Source organism: Streptomyces sp. XM83C (assembly GCF_023072675.1).
GTDB lineage: Bacteria > Actinomycetota > Actinomycetes > Streptomycetales > Streptomycetaceae > Streptomyces > Streptomyces thermocoprophilus.
Window position 1 is genome coordinate 1 of record NZ_JALLGL010000111.1, and the last position, 19,075, is coordinate 19,075.

Genomic DNA, 19,075 nt, shown 5'->3' on the forward strand with positions numbered 1-19,075 from the left:
GGGGCCGGGGTGGAGGGCGGTACCGGGGCCGGTCGGGAGGGTGTCGGCGGGTGTGCCGGTGGAGGTGCGGACAGAGGGGGTCGTGGGGCGGTGCCCGTGTCGTCCTGCTCCCGCGTCCGCTCGGGGCCTTCGGGGCCGTACCCCGAAGGCAGGGGACCGATCTGGTCGAAGACCTCGATGATCTCGTCGTCCGGTCCAGGTTCCGGCAGGAGTTCCACCGCCGCGGCGAGGGCCTTGCGCGCCCCTGTCGCCGTGCGGAAACGGTCCTCCGGGTCGGGCTGGAGGAGGGTCGCCACGACCTGCCACAGCGGCTCGGGGATGCCCTTGGGGGCGCCCGGTGTGCCGTGCTCCGTGAACAGCTCCACGAGCGCCCGGGTGTCCGGCTTGGCGCCCTCCAGCAGATACAGGGCGACCAGTCCCGCCGCGAACAGATCGGCGGGGAAGTCGGGTTCGGCGCCCAGCACCTGCTCGGGCGCGAGATAACCCGGCGTCCCCACAACGAGGTTGGTCTCCGTCAGACGCGGTTCGCCCAACCGCATCGCGATGCCGAAGTCCGACAGCCGCAGCCGGGGGCGGCGCGTGCCGGTGGCCTCCAGCAGGACGTTGGCCGGCTTGATGTCGCGGTGGACGACGCCCTCCGCGTGCACGGCGGCCAGGCCGGACAGCAGCTGGTCCAGCAGCAGGCACACGAAGCGCGGCGGCAGAGGGCCGTAGTCCCCTACGAGATGGACGAGCGAGCCGCCGGTGACCAGGTCCATGGTGAACAGGACCTTGTCGTCGTCGGCGGCCCAGCTGTGGGGGGCGAGCACATGCGGGTGGTCGATGCGCAGCGCCTGCTCGCGGACGAACCGCAGCAGGGAGTGGGCGTCGCGCTGCTGGAGGACCTTCGCGGCGACGTAGCGGCGCCTGCGGTGGTCCCAGGCGCGCCAGACCGCGCCGACGCCGCCGCGTCCGATCGGATCGACCAGTTCGTACCGGCCGGCGAACACCTCACCCATCGCTGTGCGCTGCTCCTCCCCCTGTGGAACGCCCTGACGTCGTGGCGCTCCGACGCCGGGTCGTCCGTCGGCCGCCGGTCGTGCCCGCCCCCCTGTGGTCAGCTCTGGTGGGACTGGTAGTGCGCCACCGCGTCGGCGGTACGGCCCGCGCCGTACACCCTGAGGAATTCGGCCAGTTCGGGATGGGCCGGGGCGAGAGTGTCGGCGGCCTGGAGGATGTCGCCGGCGGCGGCCACCGAGCGCAGCAGCGACTGGATCTCGCGGACCACGCGCTTGACCGTCGGAGCGCCCGAGCTGTTCGTCGTGTTGGTGGTGGTGAGCACCGAGCCGCCCTGCGAGCGCTTGATCTCCTCCATGCGCTCGGTCGCCTCGGCGGCGCTGACGCTGCCGTCCGCGACCTGTGCCGCCAGCTCCTGCAACAGCTGTACCCGCTGGACGACCGCGGGATTGCCGATCTTGGCCCGCTGACCGCTCATCAGCTGGGACAGCATCGGGGCCGACAGCCCCAGTACCCCCGCCAGACGCGCCTGGTTGAGCCCCAGGTCGTCGATGAGCTTACGGAAGAGCGCCCCCAACGGCTCCCCGTACCAGTTCCGCTGCAGTTCCCGCGCTCTGGCGGTGGCTTCCTGCTGTGCGGCGTCCATTGCGTCTCCCCATCGCTTCCCCAAAACTGTGGCTTCGCTGTAGCGAACCCGCCGTGCATCTTACGGAGCGTGGTTGTGTGCGGGGACCCCCAATCTTTTTGTGAGATACGGGGGGCGACCGGGTAGTCTGGTGCGAGGCATCCGCCGGGACGTGGTCCTTTTGGCGGGCGCCTCCCTTGCGGGGCCTTAGCTCAGTTGGTAGAGCGCCGTCTTTGCATGGCGGATGTCAGGGGTTCGACTCCCCTAGGCTCCACCCCGTCGAATGCCCTCTGATCTGCGGTGACGCAGAGCGGGGGGCATTTTCGTGTTCCCGGGGCCGGTACAGGGCGGGCGTGACGGTGCTCACGGCGGCAGCCCTGGGGCCCGGCCGGTCGGGGCGGGGGCGGCCCATCGGTACCGACCGGCCGTTCCGCTCGCCGCGCCGGGCGCCGCAAGCCGGTTCTCCCGCCCCGGTGGTGACCTGCCGCCCGCTCACGGGACCGTCGGCGGCGGTCATTTCGTGGTGGGGGTGCGGGTGCCGAGTTGTTCGGCGGCCTCCCGGTAGGCGCTGGTGGCCCGCGTGAAGTAGTCGAACAGGGTGTGGAGCTGTTCGGCCGAGTAGCCGCGCAGGATCTCGCCGATCTTCTGGCGGGCGGGGGCCATGACCAGGTCCAGGTCGGCCGGCTTGCCGACGGGTTCGACGATGACCTTGCGGCGGTCCTCCGGGTCGGGGGTGCGGCGGACGTAGCCGGCGCGTTCCAGCCGGTCGACGAGACGCGTCGTCGGCCCGGTCGTCAGGCCCGTGCGCGTGCCCAGCTCACCGGGGGTCATCGGGCCGCCGAGCTGGAGGATGTTCAGCGCGTACAGATCGGTCGCGCCCAGGTCGCAGGCGCGCGCGCTCGCGTGTCCGTGCAGCATCACGGCGCTCAGGTACTCGCGGTAGACGCGGGCGGCGTCGGTCTCCCCGCCCGGGACCGGCAGCCGGGGGCCTGGCTCGGTTTCCGGCTGCTCCGGGTTCTGCGGTGCGTTCGGCGTTGACACGGGGTGTCCCACTCTCTAATGTCTTCCTCAAGGAAGAGAAATCTTCGACAAAGAAACTTCTCTTGAGAAGTTACCACGGGGAGGGGAATCCATGGTGGCCACCACCGCTGAAGGGACCGCCGCGTCGCCGTCCCGGCCGTCGCAGCCGGCCCAGCCGTCCCAGGCGTCCGAGCCGTCCGAGAAAGCCGAGAAGGCCGAGACGCCCCGGGCTCCGGCGCAGGGCCGCACCCGCCGGACGCGCCGGCGCCGCCGTATCAAGATCGCCCTGGCGGGCACCGTGCTGACGCTCGCCGCGGCGGCCGGCGGCGGATATCTGTGGCTCGACGCCACCTCCGACGTGCACGACGTCGGCCAGGCCGACTGCGCCGCGGTCACCCCGGCCGTCGTCGCCACCCCGGCCGGCCGGGCCGGTGCCGAGGACCACGCCGCCGTCTGCGGCAGACTGCGGGAACTCACCGGCGCCTGGGCCCGGGGCGACGCCACGGCGTTCGGCGCCCAGTTCACACAGGACGCCACCTACACCACCTACGTCGGCACGCACTACCGGGGACGCCGCGACATCGCCGAGGCCCACCGCGCGCTGTTCGACGGGTTCCTCAAGGACACCCGGCTCGCGGACTCCTTCCTCGACATCCGCTTCTACGGCCCCGACACCGCCGTCGTCACCACCCGCGGCGACACCTACACCGGCAGCCCGAAGAAGCCCGCGGACCTGTCCAAGACGCAGACGTACACGCTGGTCCGGCAGAGCGGCCACGACTGGCGGATCGCCGCGTTCCACAACACCCAGCGCCAGCGCGTCATGGAGCGCATCTCGTTCCTGCTGTCCCCCGACACGAAACCCGAGGCCGAGAAGTGAGCACCCGTCACCCCCGTTCCGCCTGTCAGCCCGCGGAGTCCACCCGCACCGCCGACGAGACCGCGATCCGCGCCCTCCTGGACCGCAGCCGTGACGCCTGGGACCGCGGCGACGGCGCCGGCTACGGCGCGCAGTTCACCGAGGACGCCACGGACGTCACCTACGTCGGCACCGTCTACCGCGGCGCCGCCGAGATCGGACGCGCCCACCAGGCCCTCTTCGACAGCTTCCTCAAAGGCACCCGCCTCGCCCTGGAGATCACCGACCTGCGCTTGCACGGGCAGGGCACCGCAGTCGTCGTCACCCGAGGCGACGTCCACAAGGGCACCCGTCGGCCGAGGAGGCCGGGCAAGGTCGCCACGTACACGGTCGTCCGGGACACGGACGGGCAGTGGCGGATCGCCGCCGTCCAGAAGACGCGGCGCAGGCCGCTGATGGAGGCGTTCTCCTTCCGTCTCCAGCCTTCCACCCGGCCCGCCGCCGGCTGAGCCCGCCAGGGAGGACACACCATGGTCGGCACGGAACACCGCAGGACCGCTCTGGTGACCGGGGCGAGCGCGGGCATCGGACGGGAGTTCGCCCGCCGGCTCGCCGCCGACGGACACCGGGTGATCGCCGTGGCCCGTGACCCCGGCCGGCTCGGCGCCCTGAGGAACGAGCTGGGCCCCGGTCACATCTGCCTGGAGGCCGACCTCACCACCGCCGACGGCAGACAGCGCGTCCTCGACGTCCTGGGCAGGGAGAAGGTCCATCTGCTGGTCAACAACGCCGGCACCGCCGTGGCCGGCCCCTTCACCGGCGTCCCCCTCGACGACGCCCTGGCCACGACCCGGCTGAACTGCGACGCCCTGCTCGTCCTCGCCCACCGCTTCCTCACCGAGGCCGAACCCGGCGACGCCCTGCTGAACGTCTCCTCCACGCTGGCGTTCGCCCCGATGCCGGACCTGGCCGTCTACAGCGCCACGAAGGCGTTCGTGACGGCGCTGTCCGAAGCGCTCTGGTACGAGCACAAGGACCGCGGCGTGTACGTCCTGGGCCTGTGCCCCGGCGTGACGGCCACCGAGTCCCGGCCGCAGACCGGTGACGACACCCCGGCCGCCCTCGTGCAGACCCCCGGGCAGGTGGTGACGGCAGCGCTCACGGCGCTGCGGAACCGCAGCCGCCCCACCGTCGCATCCGGCTGGAAGAACGCCTTGTTCGTCACCACCGCCCGTGTCCTGCCCCGCCGCGCCCGCCTCGCCCTGCTCGCGCCGGCCGGGCACTGAGCCGGCCGGCCCCAGGCCCGGGGCGGCCGGCTCGGGCATCGGGTCGGCCGGAGAGGCGGCGCCGGACGGCCCGCCGCCTTCACCAGGTCAGGGCGTCGCCCATGTCCTGCTGCCAGTACGTCACGCGGATCGAGTCGTCGACGTAGACGCCCTGGGAGGGCAGCGACGGGGTCGCGGCCTTGCCGACGCTGCCGCTGCCGGGGCCGCCCTTCCCGAAGAAGTGGACCTTGAGGGACTTCTCGGTGTGCCCGTGGCCGCCGCTGCCGTCCGTGGCGGACAGCAGCACGCCGGCGTACCCCGACCGGCCCGGGTCGAGCGTGACGACGGCCTGCGGCTGGGAGTCCTCGACGACCGGCGGGACGGACTGCGCCTCACCGAACTGGACCGCCGGGTAGTAGTACAGGTAGCACGGCACGGAACCGGTGTTGGTGACGGTGAGGAGCATGTGGTTGACGGGGCGGGCCACGGGCGCGGCGACCGTCTTCGTGTTGGAGCCGTCGCACGTGACGGGCTTGCCGGAGGAGCCGGGCGCCTTGGCCGTGGGCTTCGACCGGCCCCCCGTGGCCTGGGCCCCCGAGGCCTGACCGCCTGCCTGGCCCCCGGAGGCCTGGGAGCCGGAGCCGCCCGAGCCCTTGCCGGAGGAGGACGAGCCGGCGTCCGGGTTCGAGCCCGTGGAGGACGCGGCGGACTCCGACGCCGCCGCCGACGGGGAGGACGTCGCCGCGGACGAGGAAGCAGGAGCGGCACCCTCGTCGTTGACGCCTGTGCCGTCGCCGTTGCACGCGGTCAGGGAGAGCGCGGCGAGTGCGACACCGGCGGCGGCGGTCAGCAGGCGGGTACGGGAGTTCCGGATCGTGGACATGTGGTCGAGCCCTTTCGTCGTTCCGCGGTGCGGGGTGTTTGGATGACCAGAGCTTGTGCCGTGATCCGTCCCAGGCACCACAGTTGACCGGTCATCAGGGACACCGGAACGCTGGAACGGGCTCTGACCAGGGGGAATGTCCCTCTCCTGGAACGGGTGACTGGGACGTGGTGGGATGAAGAGGAAGGTGACCGGGGGCGTGGAGGACGGTTTCGCGGCGCTGCTGCGCGAGTTGAAGGACCGTTCGGGGCTCAGTTACGGGGCGCTCGCCAAGCGCCTCCACATGAGCACCTCGACGCTGCACCGCTACTGCAACGGCGCCGCCGTGCCGAACGAGTACGCGCCGGTCGAACGGCTCGCCAGAGTGTGCCGAGCGACCCCCGAGGAACTGGTGGAGCTGCACCGCCGATGGGTCCTCGCCGACGCGTCGCGCGGGCGGGCGGCGGCCGGCACCCCGGACCCGGACCCGGCGACGGAGCCGGCGCCGGGTTCGCCGGAGCCATCCCGGAGCGGTCCGGCGCCGCAGCCGGCCGAGGACCCGGACCGGTCCCCGTCGCCTGTCGCGCCGACGGCGTCCGACGAGGCGCCGCCTCCCACGGAGGCCCTGTCCTTTGACGACGCGCCCCCGGCCCGCACGGCGCCCTCCGCCTCTCCGTGGCGGCGCCGCCGTACGGCATGGATCGCCGCGGCCTCCGTGGTCGCCGTGCTGGGCGCCGTGACGCTGGCGCTGCAACCGTTCTCCGACCGGGGCACGGACGACAAGGGCGGCCGGCGGCCCGCCGGTGCCACGGCCGGGGCCGCCCCCGGCGACACGGCCGGTGCCGCCACCGCCCGGCCCTCGACGTCCACCCCGTCCGCCTCCGCATCGCCGTCCGCCTCGGAGAGCGGCGCGAGCGGCGCACCCTCCGCCCCGGTGTCCGCCCGCGCCTCGTCCACCGCGTCCTCGGCCTCCGGTGGGCTGCCGCTCGCGGTCGGGGTCCGGCCGTACGTCTACGACACCCCGTGCAGCCGGCACTTCCTCGTCGACAGCGAGCCCGAGCAGGTCGGTCCGCCCGCCGGTGAGCAGGACGCCCCGCGCTGGTCCGACGCGTACGGCGCGGTGTCCTCCACCGAGCAGGAGATCGCCGTCACCGTGCAGGGCACCGGCCCCGAGACCGTCGTCCTGGAGGCTCTGCACGTACGGATCGTCAGCAAGGGCAAGCCGCTCGCCTGGAACGACTATTCGATGGGCGTCGGCTGCGGCGGTGACGTCGAGACCGCGTCCTTCACCGTCGACCTGGACGAGGGCAGCCCGACGGTCGCCGTCGGCGGCGCACGGCACGGATTCCCGTACAAGGTCAGCGAGTCCGACCCGGAGGTCTTCTACGTCACGGCCCGTACCGTCGCGCACGACGTGCGCTGGGAGCTGACCCTGGACTGGTCGAGCGGCTCCCGCAGGGGCACGGTCCGCATCGACGACGACGGGAAGCCGTTCCGGACGAGCGCCGGTGAGGGGCGGCCCGGCTACGACTACCCGCTGGGCGGCAACGAATGGATCGAGCGGACCGGGTGAGGGCGCTGCCTCAGCCCTGTTCGCCGGCGCGGCGGGCGGCGAAGTTGCGGGCGGCGCGCTCGTGCAGGGTGATGCCGACGGACACCGACACGTTCAGGGACTCGGTGGAGCTGAGCATCGGGATCGACACCGTGGCCGCCGCGGCCTTCCGGAACAGCCCCGAGGGGCCGCCCTTCTCGCTGCCGAACACCAGTGCCAGCCGGTCCTCCGGCCGGTCGCCGAGGTCCTTCACCCCGAGGTCGCCGTCGGCGTCCAGCACCATCAGCGCGATGTCGTCGTCCCGCAGGAAGGAGACCGCCTCCTCGCGGTCGGCGAGGACGACGGGCAGGGAGAAGACATAGCCGCGGCTGGCCCGCAGCAGGCGCCGGTCGGCGATGGTCGTCAGGTCGCTGTCGACGAGGACGATGCCCGCGGCGCCCAGCGCCAGCGAGGTCCGCACGATCGCGCCGATGTTGCCGACGATCTTCACCCCGTCGAGGACGACGACGTCACCGCCGCGCGCGGCGATGTCCGCGAGCCGGGCCGGGCGCGGCACGCGCGCGATGCCGAACGTCTTCGCCTTGCGCTCGGCCTTGAAGATCTGGTTGACGATCGACACGTCGATCAGCCGGACCGGGATCTCCCGCTGCCGGCACAGATCGAGCAGCTCCGGGTCGACGCCCGTGCTGCTGGAGCCGTACACCTCGATGAACTGCACACCGGCGCGGATGCACTCCATCAGCGGCTCGGTGTCCTCGATCAGCGTGGTCTTGACGCTGGCCCGCGAATGCTTCGTGACGTCGATGATCCTCTGGACCGCGGGGTCGGAGGCATTCGTGATGGTGTCCAGCTCAGTCATGCGCGCAGTCTAGGCCCTGCTGTCCCCTTCATCCCTCCGGTGCCGGGACCGGGGGGAGGGGGGCGACCCCGCACTCGGGGCGGTTGTGACGGCGGCCGGCGCCGGCCGGGGGTCCCTGCCCCGGCCGCGCCGGCCGGTGCTCGTTCAGCTCTGGTCGTCCCGTTCCGAGGTGTCCTTCTCTGCGGCCTCCTTGGCCTGGACCTCCGGGTCGAGCGCGGCCTCGCCGCTGCCGTCGACCGAGGTCAGACGGCCCGACTCGGGCACTTCCGTCGCCTCGGGCGGCTCCACCAGCCAGTCGGGGTTGGCCTGCTTGTCCCACCACTTCCACGCGGCGAACGCCCCACCCGCGAGGAGCCCCAGCACGGCCAGCACGCGCAGGGCGTGGCCGGTCCTGGCGCGCCGCGCGTTCCTGCGGGCCAGGCGGTGGATGTCCTCGGCGGTCACCTGACCGCGCAGGGCGGCCAGGGCGGCGGCGGCACGCAGGGCGGCCTCGTCACGGACGGGTCCGGCGGCGGCCACCGCCTGCTCGAGCTTCGGCCGGGAGTACTCGGCGGCCTGGAGCGCCGCCTTCCGGGCGCGCAGCGCCGCCTCCTGGGCGGCGAGGTCCACCTTCGGCGGCACATGGCTGCGGGCCTGCTCCAGGCGGGGAGCGACATGGGCGCCGTACTGGACGCGGGCCTGTTCGGCGGCCAGCGTCACCTTGGGCGCGAGCCGTACGCGTGCCTCGTGTGCGTAGTGTGCGGCCCTCTCCTTGGCCGTGTCGGCGTAGGGCGCCACCACTTCCGCGGCGTGCAGCACGCTGTCCTTCGCCGAACCGGTCGCGGCGCGCACGCTGTCGATGCGGGTCACGGGTTCCTCCTCCTCGGTGGCGTACGGTAATTCGACTTTCCACCCTTTTGCGGATCATGCCTGCACCGGAGCCGCCGGGCATGCGGGGAGGGGCATACGGGTGCAGACGCCTCATCGCGGTGCTTGTCGGGCGCTGTCGTCCACAATTCCACGGATCGGCGCCGCGCGCTCCCGTCCCGGGAGGACCGCCGCGCACTTTCCGCGGAGGCGTACGGCGGCGTGGGAGGATTCGGGGCAGCACCGGAGAACGAGGGAAGGCGCACCGTGGCCGAGCAGCTCTACGCCACTCTGAGGACCAGCCGCGGGAACATCAGGCTGCGGCTCTTTCCGCACCACGCGCCCGTCACGGTGAGGAACTTCGTCGAGCTGGCGCAGGGGCTGCGGGAGTGGACCCACCCGGCGACCGGGGAGAAGACGACGGCACCGCTGTACGACGGCACGGTCTTCCACCAGGTCAGAAGCGGTTTCATGATCCAGGGCGGGGATCCGCTGGGCAACGGCACGGGCGACCCCGGCTACCAGTTCGCCGACGAGTTCCACCCCGAGCTGCGCTTCGACCGGCCGTATCTGCTGGCGATGGCGAACGCGGGTCCCGGCACCAACGGCTCGCAGTTCTTCATCACGGTCGCCCCGACGGCCTGGCTGAACCGCAAGCACACGATCTTCGGGGAGGTCGCCGACGCGGCCGGGCGGAAGGTCGTCGACACGATCGCCTCGGTGCCGACCAATCCGCGCACCCACCGCCCGGTGGAGGACGTCGTCATCGAGTCGGTGGCGGTGGAGACCGTCCAGGAGTGACCGGCGGAGGAAGGCCCTCCCGACGTGACCGGCGGAGGAGTGCGTCCCGACGCGACCGGCGCGGGACGGCCTGCCTGGCGTGGCCGGCGGGGGACGGCCTGCCTGGCGTGGTCGGCGGAGGTCGGCCTTTCCGGGGAGACCGGCCGGACGAAACCGGCCGACCGGGAACCTTTCGCCCCTCTCGTCCGTAAGGATGGGCGGGTGCGTCCCGTGTCAGGCGGACACGGCCCAGGGCGGCACCCCGCGATCATCGACGACCTGGGGGATCTCATGGAGCAGGCTCCCGGCAGCGGCCGGCCGGCGGCGCAGACCCCGCTGACCTGCTACCGGCACCCGGACCGTGAGACGGGTATCCGCTGCACCCGCTGCGAACGCCCGATCTGCCCGGAGTGCATGATCAGCGCCTCGGTCGGCTTCCAGTGCCCGGACTGTGTGCGCGGTGCCTCCGGCGGCGGGCCCTCGCCCGCGGCGGTCCGGCCGCGCACGATCGCGGGCGGGCCGATCGCCGCGGACCCCCGCCTGGTGACGAAGATCCTCCTCGGGATCAATCTGGCCGTGTTCATCGCCGTGCAGGCGAGTACGACGGTGCTGAACGACCTCGTGCTGGTCGGCGCCTGGCCGCCCGCCCCGTTCCACCCCACCGAAGGGGTCGCAGGCGGGGAGTGGTGGCGGATGGTGACGTCGATGTTCACCCACGAGGCGATCTGGCACTTCGCGTTCAACATGCTCGGCCTGTGGTGGCTGGGCGGACCGCTGGAGGCGGCCCTCGGCCGGGCCCGCTATCTCGCGCTGTACCTCACGTCCGGTCTCGCGGGCAGCGCGCTGACCTATCTGCTGGCGGCGCCCGCCTCGGCCACGCTGGGCGCCTCCGGCGCGATCTTCGGTCTCTTCGGGGCGACGGCCGTGCTGCTGCGCCGGCTGAACCAGGACATGCGGCCGGTCCTCGCGCTGCTGGCGATCAACCTGATCTTCACGTTCTCCTGGTCGAACATCGCCTGGCAGGCGCACATCGGCGGCCTGGTCGCCGGTGTGGTGGTGGGGTACGCGATGGTGCACGCCCCGCGTGAGCGCAGAGCGCTGGTGCAGTACGGCACGTGTGCGCTGGTCCTCGCCGCGATCGTGTTGATCACCCTGTTGAGGACGGCCCAGCTCACCTGAGCGCCCGGTTGTCCACAGGACGTGGCGAATCTTGTGCACAGCGTGCGGGAACAGGTGTGCCCCCTGATGCCGGCCGACGTATCCGCAGGTCAGGCAGGGGGCGAACAGACTTTCGAGTGACGGTGGTGTGCGGTACTTCCGTCACACCGGCGTCAACCTCCGAGAGGTTATCCACAGATCGTCGTTCTTTTGTCCCCATGGTGTGGACGAGGCCTGTGGATAACTCTGCGCATACCCCTGGGCAGGGGTATGCGCCATGGCGGTCAGGCTTATGCGGCCGGGCGGACGAAGGCCATGAGCGGCCCTTCGCACGGAACTCCGCGCCGGGCTACTTCCACTGCGTGGAGACGCCGAATCCCGCCGCGATGAAACCGAAGCCGACCAAGATGTTCCACTCGTTGAGACTGTCGATCGGCAGGGAACCGTCGGTGACGTAGAAGACGACGATCCAGGCCAGACCGATCGCGAACATCGCGAGCATCACCGGGGCGACCCAGCCGCGGCTGTTCAGGTTGATCGACGCCGCCTGCTTGGCCGGCGGCGGCGTGTAGTCGGCCTTCTTGCGGATACGTGACTTCGGCACGAGGGTCTCTCCTGTCGATGCGCTGCGTGGCCGCGCAGGGAACTGGATCGGGGGACACTGAGCACTCCCCCGGGCGTCCGTTAGCGTAGTGCTTCCGTGGCGCCGAAGGAGATAAGGGTACGTTGAGCAATTCTGCCGACTCCCCCCAGCCGGGATCCAGTGCCCCTCAGCGGGGCGGCTTCCGTCCTGTCCGCGTGCTCACGGTCGCGGTCTTCGCCCTCGCGGGACTCCTTTTCTTCACCAGTTTCCAGACGGCCAAGGGCACCAATATCCGCACGGACACGTCCTTGCTGAAGCTTTCCGACCTGATTCAGGAGCGAAGCCGCAAGAACAAGGAACTGGACGATTCCAACGCCGTCCTGCGCGGGGAGGTCGAGGCCCTTGCCGGACGCGACGACGGCAGCACCAAGGCCGACGACGACCGGCTCCACGCCCTGGAGAAGAGCGCCGGCGCGCAGAAACTGACCGGCGAGGCCATCACCGTCACCCTGAACGACGCCCCGCCGAACGCCACCGCCAAGCTCCCCGGCTACCCCGAGCCGCAGCCCGACTACCTGGTCATCCACCAGCAGGATCTGCAGGCCGTGGTGAACGCGCTGTGGGAGGGCGGCGCCGAGGGCATCAAGGTCATGGACCAGCGGCTGATCTCCACCAGCGCCGTGCGCTGCGTCGGCAACACCCTGATCCTCCAGGGCCGCGTCTACTCACCGCCGTACAAGATCCAGGCCGTCGGTGACCCGAAGCGGTTGCAGAAGGCGCTCGCGGACTCCCCCGCGATCCAGAACTACATGGTGTACGTCAATGTGTACGGCCTCGGCTGGAAGGTCACCGAGGACGGCACCGTCACCCTGCCCGGCTACACCGGCGCCCTCAACCTGCACTACGCCCGTCCCGCGGAGTGACCCCGCGCCGGGCCGCCCGGACGTGACGCTCCACCCACCCTGTGGACAACGGCCACCGGAACCCCTCGCGCCGTTAGTCTGGTGGGCGGTACGGCGTGAGGGTGATGCCGTGGGCTACGGAAGGGACGGCATGTACGGCTGGATCTGGCGGCATCTGCCGGGAAACGCCTGGATCAAGGCGCTGATCTCGATCGTGCTCGTCCTGGCCGTGGTCTACGTACTGTTCCAGTACGTCTTCCCGTGGGCCGAACCGCTGCTTCCCTTCAACGATGTGACGGTGGACAACTCGTGAGCGCGCGCATCCTCGTCGTCGACAACTACGACAGCTTCGTCTTCAACCTGGTCCAGTACCTCTACCAGCTCGGAGCCGAGTGCGAGGTGCTGCGCAACGACGACGTGGCCACGTCCCACGCCGACGACGGCTTCGACGGCGTCCTGCTGTCGCCCGGCCCCGGCAAGCCGGAGGAGGCGGGCGTCTGCATCGAGATGGTCCGCCACTGCGCCGCCGCCGGCATCCCCGTCTTCGGCGTCTGCCTCGGCATGCAGTCCATGCAGGTGGCGTACGGCGGTGTCGTGGACCGCGCCCCGGAGCTGCTGCACGGCAAGACCTCCCTCGTCGAGCACGAGGGCAAGGGCGTCTTCGCGGGACTGCCCTCCCCGTTCACCGCGACCCGCTACCACTCGCTGGCCGCCGAACCGGCGACCGTGCCCGCCGAACTGGAGGTCACCGCCCGCACCCACGACGGCATCGTCATGGGCCTGCGCCACCGTGAACTCCCCGTCGAGGGCGTGCAGTTCCACCCCGAGTCGGTGCTCACCGAGCACGGGCACCGGATGCTGGCCAACTGGCTGGCCGAATGCGGCGACCGCGACGCCGTGGCGAGGTCTGCGGGGCTCGCCCCGGTGGTGGGCAGGGCCACGGCGTGACCGCGCTGCGCCCCGAGCGCGAGGACTCGTACGGCGCCGTGCCGTACGAGTACGGCGCCGCGCCGTACGGGACGCAGGACGGGACGTACACCGACCAGGGGACATACGCGGACGAAGGGTGCGCGGCAGGGGGCGGCGAGCCCTATGTGCCGCCCGCCGACGACGAGACGATGGCGCTGCGCGTGCCCCCGCCCCCCGAGAAGGGCGCCACAGCCGCCTCTGAGGCCTCGTCCGCCTCAACTGCCCCCGCCGGGGCACCGGGAGGCCGCGCGGCCCGCAGGAAGGCCGCCAAGCGTCGCCACGGCCGACGCGGCGCGGGAACCCCGGCGGAGAACCGGGCCGGCGCCCCCTCGGACGACGAGCCACGGGCGCCGCTCTCCCGTGTCGAGGCCCGCCGGCAGGCCAGGGCGCGCAAGCCCGGGGCAGCGGTCCTCGTCAGCCGGGCCATCGGCGAACTGTTCATCACGACCGGCGTGCTCATGCTGCTGTTCGTCACCTACCAGTTGTGGTGGACGAACGTGCGCGCCCACGCGCAGGCCGGCAAGGAGGCCAGCAACCTCCAGCAGGACTGGGCCGACGGCAAACGCAACCCCGGCGTGTTCGAGCCCGGGCAGGGCTTCGCCATCCTGTACATCCCGCGGCTCGACGTGGTCGTGCCCATAGCCGAGGGCGTCAGCAACAAGAAGGTGCTCGACAAGGGCATGGTCGGCCACTACGGGCAGGAACCGCTGAAGACGGCGATGCCCGGCGACAAGACCGGCAACTTCGGCCTGGCGGGCCACCGCAACACGCACGGCGAGCCGTTCCGCTACATCAACCGGCTCCAGCCCGGCGACGACATCGTCGTCGAGACCCAGGACACCTACTACGTCTACAAGATGGCGTCGATGCTGCCGGTGACCTCACCGAGCAATGTCTCCGTCCTCGACCCGGTCCCGCGCGGGTCCGGATTCACCGGTCCCGGCCGCTACATCACCCTCACCACGTGCACGCCGGAGTTCACCAGCAAGTACCGGCTGATCGTCTGGGGCAAGATGGTCGAGGAACGGCCGCGCAGCAAGGGCAAGCCGGATGCGCTCGTGAGTTAGGGCAGATAACAGTGGCAGCGACCGCAGAGGACACCGACACCTCCCCACCCCCGTCCGGCGGACGCCGCCGCCCCGGCCGGATCGCCATGGCCGTCAGCGTTCTCGGTGAACTCCTCATCACCGCGGGCCTGGTGCTCGGCCTGTTCGTCGTCTACTCCCTGTGGTGGACGAACGTCATCGCCGACCGGGAGGCCGACCGGCAGGCCGACAAGGTCCGCGACCACTGGGCGCAGGGGGGCACGGCACCGGGCGGGCCGGGCGCCCTCGACACCGGGGACGGCATCGGCTTCCTGCACGTGCCCGCCATGAGCGGCGGCGAGATCCTCGTCGAGAAGGGCACCTCGGCCAAGGTCCTCAACGACGGCGTGGCCGGCTACTACACCGACCCGGTCAAGGCGGTCCTGCCCACCTCGGGCAAGAAGGGCAACTTCTCCCTCGCGGCCCACCGCGACGGCCACGGCGCCAAGTTCCACAACATCGACAAGATCAAGAAGGGTGATCCGATCGTCTTCGAGACGAAGGACACCTGGTACGTCTACAAGGCGTACGCGATCCTCCCCGAGACCTCGAAGTACAACGTCGACGTGCTCGACGCGGTGCCGAAGGAGTCCGGCAGGACGAAGCCGGGCCACTACATCACCCTGACCACCTGCACCCCCGTCTACACGAGCCGCTACCGGTACGTCGTCTGGGGCGAGCTGGTCCGCACGGAGAAGGTGGACAGCGAGCGCACCCCGCCCGCCGAACTGCGCTGACACCGCCGGCCGGAGCACGCACCGGCCGCCTCCCACCGGCGCACCGGCTGCCTCGCACCGGCGCACCGGCCGCACCGCACCGCACCGACCACCCGGCCGCACAGGCCGCCTCGCACCGGCCGGCCACAGCCACCGCGGTCCGCGCCGCCGCAGGCCGCCCGGCCTCACCGCCGCCGACAGCCGCCCCGCGCCCCCGCGCCCCCGACAACGCCGGAGCCCCGGCATCCGCTACCGGATGCCGGGGCTCGGCCGTGTGCGCGAGGCGCGGGGCGGGCGTCAGCCGAAGAGGCCGCCGCCGTCGTCACCGCCGGGGCCGCCGTTGCCGCCGCCGCCGAAGACCACGGTCGTCAGCGTGATCGTGGTGCTCGCCGGGTCGGCCGGGGTGCCGCCCTGCGGGTCCTGGTTGATCACTATGGCCCGGTCCTCCTGGCTGCCCACCACATTGATGTTGGTGAACCCGGCCGCCTCCAGCGCCTGCCGCGCCTCCTTCAGCCGCTGGTTGCGGACCGTCGGCACGGGCGTCTGCTGCTGCTGGAACTTGCCGACCTTGATCTGGACCTCGGAGCCCTTCTTGACCTCCGTGCCCGGCGCCGGGTCCGTGCCGACCGTCTTGCCGTCCTGGTCCTGGCTGGTCACCTGGACCTCGACACAGGTGCCGACGAGGTTGTTGGCGGCCATCCGGGCCTTGGCGTCGTCACAGGTCAGACCGTTGGTGACATCCGGCACGGTCACCGTCGCCGGGGCCACCGCCACGGTCAGGGTGACCTTGGAGCCCTTCTCCAGCTCCGTGTCGCCCTTCGGGTCCTGGTCGGTGACGACACCGGGCGTCTGGTCGGACTCCTTCTCCTTCTTCTCGACGGTGAAGCCCTTCGCCTCCAGCTGCTCCTTGGCCTTCTCGAAGGACAGGCCCTGCACGTCCGGCACGGGCAGCTTGGGCGCACCCGTGGAGACGACGACGTTGATCGTGTCGCCCTTCTTGACCTCGGTCTGCGGGGCCGGGTCCTGGGAGCAGACGTTCTTCGCCGGCTGGTCCTCGCAGGGCTGTTCCTTGACCGCCAGTTTCAGATCGGAGTTGGTCGCCTGTTTCTGCGCGTCGTCGATCTTCAGGCCGATGAACCGCGGGACCTTCGTCGTGTCGTCCGTGCCGCCGCTGCTGGTGATCCACATACCGATCAGCACCGCGCCGACGAGGACCAGCACCGCCGCCGCGACCAGCAGGACCGTGGAGGCGTTGGACTTCTTCTGGCGGCGCCGGTCCGGACGGTCGTCGTAGCCGTACCCGCCGTCGTCCGGGTTCATCGGCGGCAGCATCGTCGTCGCCCCGGCCGCGGCGCCCGGATCGGCCCGCAGAGCCGTGGTCGGCTGGTCGTCGGGGTAGGCGGCGTAGCCGACCGAGCCCATCGCGGCGGTCGCCCCGACCGGCTGGCCGTCGAGGCAGGCCTCGATGTCGGCGCGCATCTCGTCGGCCGACTGGTACCGGTAGTTGGGGTCCTTCACCAGGGCCTTCAGCACGATCGCGTCCATCTCGGGCGTGATCTCGGGGTCGAAGACCGAGGGGGCCTGCGGTTCCTCCCGCACATGCTGGTAGGCGACCGCCACCGGAGAGTCACCGACGAACGGGGGGCGGACCGTGAGCAGCTCGTACAGCAGACAGCCCGTGGAGTACAGGTCGGACCGGGCGTCCACCTGCTCGCCCTTGGCCTGCTCGGGGGAGAGGTACTGGGCGGTGCCGATCACCGCGGCCGTCTGCGTCATCGTCATGCCGGCGTCGCCCATGGCGCGGGCGATGCCGAAGTCCATCACCTTGACCTGACCGGTGCGTGTCAGCATGACGTTGGCCGGCTTGATGTCGCGGTGCACGATGCCGTTGCGGTGGGCGTACTCCAGGCCCTGGAGGATGCCGATGGTCATCTCCATGGCCCGCTCCGGCAGCAGCTTGCGGCCGCTGTGGAGCAGCTCGCGCAGCGTGGAGCCGTCGACGTACTCCATGACGATGTACGGGATCGACACCCCGTCGATGTAGTCCTCGCCCGTGTCGTAGACCGCGACGATCGCGGGATGGTTGAGCGAGGCGGCCGACTGGGCCTCCCGGCGGAACCGGGCCTGGAAGGACGGGTCGCGCGCGAGATCCGCGCGCAGGGTCTTCACCGCCACCTGGCGCCCGAGGCGGGTGTCATGCGCGAGGTAGACCTCCGCCATGCCACCACGGCCGAGCACCTGGCCCAGCTCGTACCGGCCGCCGAGGCGACGCGGCTCTTCCATAGCTTCCTACCAGCCCTCTCCGTCGGTCCCGGCCGGCACGAGTGTGCGGCCGGAGGCTGCCGTCCGGGCATACCGTACCCGGCTCCGTTTGCGTGACCTGGCCAAGCCCGTCACCCGATACAGGACCGGTATCGCAACGTGCATCGATGTGGAGGTGACGTGAGCGGTCTCACTTCTTGGCGTTGATCACCGCCTGCATCACCTTCTTCGCGATGGGGGCCGCGAGGCCACCGCCGGAGATGTCACCGCGGTTGGCGTCCTCGTCCTCGATCACGACGGCCACGGCCACCGGCGAGCTGCCGTCGGCGACCTTGGCGTAGGAGATGAACCAGGCGTAGGGGTTCTCACTGTTGTCGACACCGTGCTGGGCGGTACCGGTCTTGCCGCCCACGGTGACGCCGCTGATCCGGGCCTTCGTGCCCGTGCCCTCGTTGACGACGGTCTCCATCATCGACTGGAGGATCTGCGCGTTCTTCGAGGACAGGGGCTGGCTCAGCTCCTGCGGCTCGGTCTGCGCGATGGTGTCCAGGTTCGACGACTGGAGCTTGTCGACCATGTACGGCTTCATCAGCTTGCCGTCGTTGGCCACCGCGGACGCCACCATCGCCATCTGGAGCGGGGTGGCGGCCGTCTCGAACTGGCCGATCGAGCTGAGCGCGGTCTGCGGACGGTTGATCTTCTCGGGGAAGACGGAGGCGCTGGAGCGGACCGGCGTGAACTGCTCGGCGTTGAAGCCGAACTTCTCCGCCATCTCGATCATCTTGTCCTTGCCGAGGTCCGAGCCGATCTTGCCGAAGACCGTGTTGCAGGACACCCGCAGCGCCTCCCGCATGGTGGCGTTCTTGCAGGGGATGTTGCCCTCGTTCTTCAGCTCGGTCGTGGTGTCCGGCATGATCCACGGCAGCGGTGAGTCGGTCGGGGTGTCCGCGTCCGGGTACTTGCCGTACTCCAGCGCCGCGGCGGCCGTGACCACCTTGAACGTCGAACCCGGCGGGTAGGTCTCGCGCAGCGCCCGGTTCAGCATCGGGTCGTCGGGGTTGTACTTCTTCTGCAGCTTCTTCCACGCCTCGGCGTCGTCGTTGCTGTTCCCGGCGAACACCGAGGGGTCGTACGACGGGTAGGAGGCCAGCGCGAGGATCTTGCCGGTGGACGGCTCCAGCGCGACGACGGCGCCCTTGGCGCCGCGGGCCTTCAGCCCGTTGTACGCGGCCTTCTGCGCGGCGGCGTTCAGCGTGGTGACGACGTTGCCGCCCTGCTTCTGCTTGCCGGTGACCATGTCGAGGGTGTTGCGGAAGAACAGCCGGTCGTCGTTGCCGGTGAGGATGCCGTCCTCGAGGTTCTCCAGCTGGTTGGCGCCGAACGCCTGGGAGGCGTACCCGGTGACCGGCGCCCACATGGGGCCGTCCTTGTAGGTGCGCTTGTACTCCAGGTCGTTCAGGCCGGACTTGCTGGTCTTTGTGGAGCCGGTGACGGGACGGCCGTCGACGATGATGTCGCCGCGCGGGGTGGAGTAGCGGGCGATCGTGACACGGCGGTTGTTGTCGTCCGTCGCCAGAGAGTCGGCCTTGACGTACTGCAACCAGTTGTCCCGCAGGAGCAGGGTCAGGACGAGCAGGCCGCAGAAGATCGCGATCCGGCGCAGGGGCTTGTTCATGACGGGCGGACCACCTGGGTCATCTCGGCGTCGGGGTTGGTGGCGGGGGCGGGTGCCGGGC

The 19,075-nt window shown here is 71.1% G+C and carries 19 protein-coding genes, 1 tRNA gene and 1 pseudogene; 12 read left to right on the plus strand and 9 right to left on the minus strand.

What is annotated here, in order from left to right; genetic code table 11:
• Together MTQ10_RS14825 and MTQ10_RS14830 are read right to left on the minus strand one after the other, a co-directional pair.
• Positions 1-998 (minus strand): serine/threonine-protein kinase (locus tag MTQ10_RS14825; RefSeq protein WP_247467551.1); only part of this gene is annotated, 998 nt, incomplete at its 3' end.
• Positions 999-1,096: 98 nt separating this feature from the next.
• Positions 1,097-1,642: a helix-turn-helix domain-containing protein gene (locus MTQ10_RS14830; RefSeq protein WP_247467554.1), complete on the minus strand. Its 546-nt coding sequence runs from the start codon at positions 1,640-1,642 to the stop codon at positions 1,097-1,099.
• A gap of 180 nt (positions 1,643-1,822) precedes the next feature.
• Here MTQ10_RS14830 and MTQ10_RS14835 point away from each other — a divergent pair.
• Positions 1,823-1,895: transfer RNA gene (locus MTQ10_RS14835), tRNA-Ala, on the plus strand.
• A gap of 239 nt (positions 1,896-2,134) precedes the next feature.
• On the opposite strand, the gene MTQ10_RS14840 is transcribed toward MTQ10_RS14835, so the two are convergent.
• Entirely contained in the window at positions 2,135-2,662 is a 528-nt protein-coding gene (locus MTQ10_RS14840; RefSeq protein ID WP_374117610.1) for a MarR family winged helix-turn-helix transcriptional regulator, read from the minus strand.
• A gap of 91 nt (positions 2,663-2,753) precedes the next feature.
• On the opposite strand from MTQ10_RS14840, the gene MTQ10_RS14845 reads away from it, so the two are divergent.
• The 3 genes from MTQ10_RS14845 to MTQ10_RS14855 are packed head-to-tail and all read left to right on the plus strand — an operon-like array spanning position 2,754 to position 4,786.
• Complete coding sequence (locus MTQ10_RS14845) at positions 2,754-3,521, plus strand: SgcJ/EcaC family oxidoreductase (protein ID WP_247467558.1); 768 nt, start codon at positions 2,754-2,756, stop codon at positions 3,519-3,521.
• The gene (locus MTQ10_RS14850; protein WP_247467561.1) at positions 3,518-4,009 is read left to right on the plus strand and encodes an SgcJ/EcaC family oxidoreductase; all 492 of its coding nucleotides are present in this window, start codon (positions 3,518-3,520) and stop codon (positions 4,007-4,009) included. The genes MTQ10_RS14845 and MTQ10_RS14850 overlap by 4 nt, the downstream gene beginning before the upstream one ends.
• Before the next feature lie 21 nt (positions 4,010-4,030).
• Positions 4,031-4,786, plus strand: a complete 756-nt coding sequence (locus tag MTQ10_RS14855; RefSeq protein ID WP_247467626.1) for an SDR family NAD(P)-dependent oxidoreductase — start codon at positions 4,031-4,033, stop codon at positions 4,784-4,786.
• A gap of 79 nt (positions 4,787-4,865) precedes the next feature.
• Here MTQ10_RS14855 and MTQ10_RS14860 read toward each other — a convergent pair whose 3' ends face one another.
• Entirely contained in the window at positions 4,866-5,648 is a 783-nt protein-coding gene (locus tag MTQ10_RS14860) for a DUF4232 domain-containing protein (protein ID WP_247467629.1), read from the minus strand.
• Between the two features lie 175 nt (positions 5,649-5,823).
• Here MTQ10_RS14860 and MTQ10_RS14865 point away from each other — a divergent pair, with 175 nt between their 5' ends.
• Positions 5,824-7,200: a helix-turn-helix domain-containing protein gene (locus tag MTQ10_RS14865; protein ID WP_247467630.1), complete on the plus strand. Its 1,377-nt coding sequence runs from the start codon at positions 5,824-5,826 to the stop codon at positions 7,198-7,200.
• 10 nt (positions 7,201-7,210) lie between these two features.
• On the opposite strand, the gene MTQ10_RS14870 is transcribed toward MTQ10_RS14865, so the two are convergent.
• Together MTQ10_RS14870 and MTQ10_RS14875 are read right to left on the minus strand one after the other, a co-directional pair.
• A complete protein-coding gene (locus MTQ10_RS14870; RefSeq protein ID WP_247467633.1) occupies positions 7,211-8,038 on the minus strand; it encodes an NshR family nosiheptide/thiostrepton resistance 23S rRNA methyltransferase in 828 nt (275 codons plus the stop codon).
• 144 nt (positions 8,039-8,182) lie between these two features.
• Positions 8,183-8,887, minus strand: a complete 705-nt coding sequence (locus MTQ10_RS14875) for a DUF5324 family protein (protein WP_247467638.1) — start codon at positions 8,885-8,887, stop codon at positions 8,183-8,185.
• Between the two features lie 264 nt (positions 8,888-9,151).
• On the opposite strand from MTQ10_RS14875, the gene MTQ10_RS14880 reads away from it, so the two are divergent.
• Together MTQ10_RS14880 and MTQ10_RS14885 are read left to right on the plus strand one after the other, a co-directional pair.
• The gene (locus tag MTQ10_RS14880) at positions 9,152-9,685 is read left to right on the plus strand and encodes a peptidylprolyl isomerase (RefSeq protein WP_247467659.1); all 534 of its coding nucleotides are present in this window, start codon (positions 9,152-9,154) and stop codon (positions 9,683-9,685) included.
• 270 nt (positions 9,686-9,955) lie between these two features.
• Complete coding sequence (locus MTQ10_RS14885) at positions 9,956-10,843, plus strand: rhomboid family intramembrane serine protease (RefSeq protein ID WP_247467701.1); 888 nt, start codon at positions 9,956-9,958, stop codon at positions 10,841-10,843.
• Between the two features lie 328 nt (positions 10,844-11,171).
• Here the strand turns inward: MTQ10_RS14885 and crgA are convergent, their stop codons facing one another.
• The gene (gene crgA, locus MTQ10_RS14890; RefSeq protein WP_247467661.1) at positions 11,172-11,426 is read right to left on the minus strand and encodes a cell division protein CrgA; all 255 of its coding nucleotides are present in this window, start codon (positions 11,424-11,426) and stop codon (positions 11,172-11,174) included.
• Positions 11,427-11,548: 122 nt separating this feature from the next.
• Between crgA and MTQ10_RS14895 the strand changes: the two genes are divergently transcribed.
• From MTQ10_RS14895 to MTQ10_RS14915, 5 genes and pseudogenes are all read left to right on the plus strand, one after another.
• Positions 11,549-12,328, plus strand: a complete 780-nt coding sequence (locus MTQ10_RS14895; RefSeq protein WP_247467680.1) for a DUF881 domain-containing protein — start codon at positions 11,549-11,551, stop codon at positions 12,326-12,328.
• Between the two features lie 104 nt (positions 12,329-12,432).
• Positions 12,433-12,620: pseudogene (locus MTQ10_RS14900) on the plus strand (hypothetical protein).
• Positions 12,617-13,255: an aminodeoxychorismate/anthranilate synthase component II gene (locus tag MTQ10_RS14905; RefSeq protein WP_247467683.1), complete on the plus strand. Its 639-nt coding sequence runs from the start codon at positions 12,617-12,619 to the stop codon at positions 13,253-13,255. The pseudogene MTQ10_RS14900 and the gene MTQ10_RS14905 overlap by 4 nt, the downstream one beginning before the upstream one ends.
• Positions 13,252-14,343, plus strand: coding sequence for a class E sortase (locus tag MTQ10_RS14910; RefSeq protein ID WP_247467686.1), 1,092 nt, complete (start codon positions 13,252-13,254; stop codon positions 14,341-14,343). The genes MTQ10_RS14905 and MTQ10_RS14910 overlap by 4 nt, the downstream gene beginning before the upstream one ends.
• A gap of 11 nt (positions 14,344-14,354) precedes the next feature.
• Entirely contained in the window at positions 14,355-15,098 is a 744-nt protein-coding gene (locus MTQ10_RS14915) for a class E sortase (protein ID WP_374117611.1), read from the plus strand.
• Positions 15,099-15,374: 276 nt separating this feature from the next.
• On the opposite strand, the gene pknB is transcribed toward MTQ10_RS14915, so the two are convergent.
• Entirely contained in the window at positions 15,375-17,360 is a 1,986-nt protein-coding gene (gene pknB / locus MTQ10_RS14920; protein ID WP_247467689.1) for a Stk1 family PASTA domain-containing Ser/Thr kinase, read from the minus strand.
• A 169-nt stretch (positions 17,361-17,529) separates the two neighbouring features.
• Positions 17,530-19,014 carry a peptidoglycan D,D-transpeptidase FtsI family protein gene (locus tag MTQ10_RS14925; protein ID WP_247467693.1) on the minus strand — a complete coding sequence of 495 codons (1,485 nt, stop codon included), beginning with the start codon at positions 19,012-19,014 and terminating at the stop codon, positions 17,530-17,532.
• Positions 19,015-19,075 lie beyond the last annotated feature (61 nt).

Coding starts and splice junctions, on each gene's coding strand:
- MTQ10_RS14830 (WP_247467554.1), bottom strand. CDS start 1,642: ATGGACGCCGCACAGCAGGAAGCCACCGCCAGAGCGCGGGAACTGCAG.
- MTQ10_RS14845 (WP_247467558.1), top strand. CDS start 2,754: ATGGTGGCCACCACCGCTGAAGGGACCGCCGCGTCGCCGTCCCGGCCG.
- MTQ10_RS14855 (WP_247467626.1), top strand. CDS start 4,031: ATGGTCGGCACGGAACACCGCAGGACCGCTCTGGTGACCGGGGCGAGC.
- MTQ10_RS14860 (WP_247467629.1), bottom strand. CDS start 5,648: ATGTCCACGATCCGGAACTCCCGTACCCGCCTGCTGACCGCCGCCGCC.
- MTQ10_RS14865 (WP_247467630.1), top strand. CDS start 5,824: ATGAAGAGGAAGGTGACCGGGGGCGTGGAGGACGGTTTCGCGGCGCTG.
- MTQ10_RS14870 (WP_247467633.1), bottom strand. CDS start 8,038: ATGACTGAGCTGGACACCATCACGAATGCCTCCGACCCCGCGGTCCAG.
- MTQ10_RS14885 (WP_247467701.1), top strand. CDS start 9,956: ATGGAGCAGGCTCCCGGCAGCGGCCGGCCGGCGGCGCAGACCCCGCTG.
- pknB (WP_247467689.1), bottom strand. CDS start 17,360: ATGGAAGAGCCGCGTCGCCTCGGCGGCCGGTACGAGCTGGGCCAGGTG.
- MTQ10_RS14925 (WP_247467693.1), bottom strand. CDS start 19,014: ATGAACAAGCCCCTGCGCCGGATCGCGATCTTCTGCGGCCTGCTCGTC.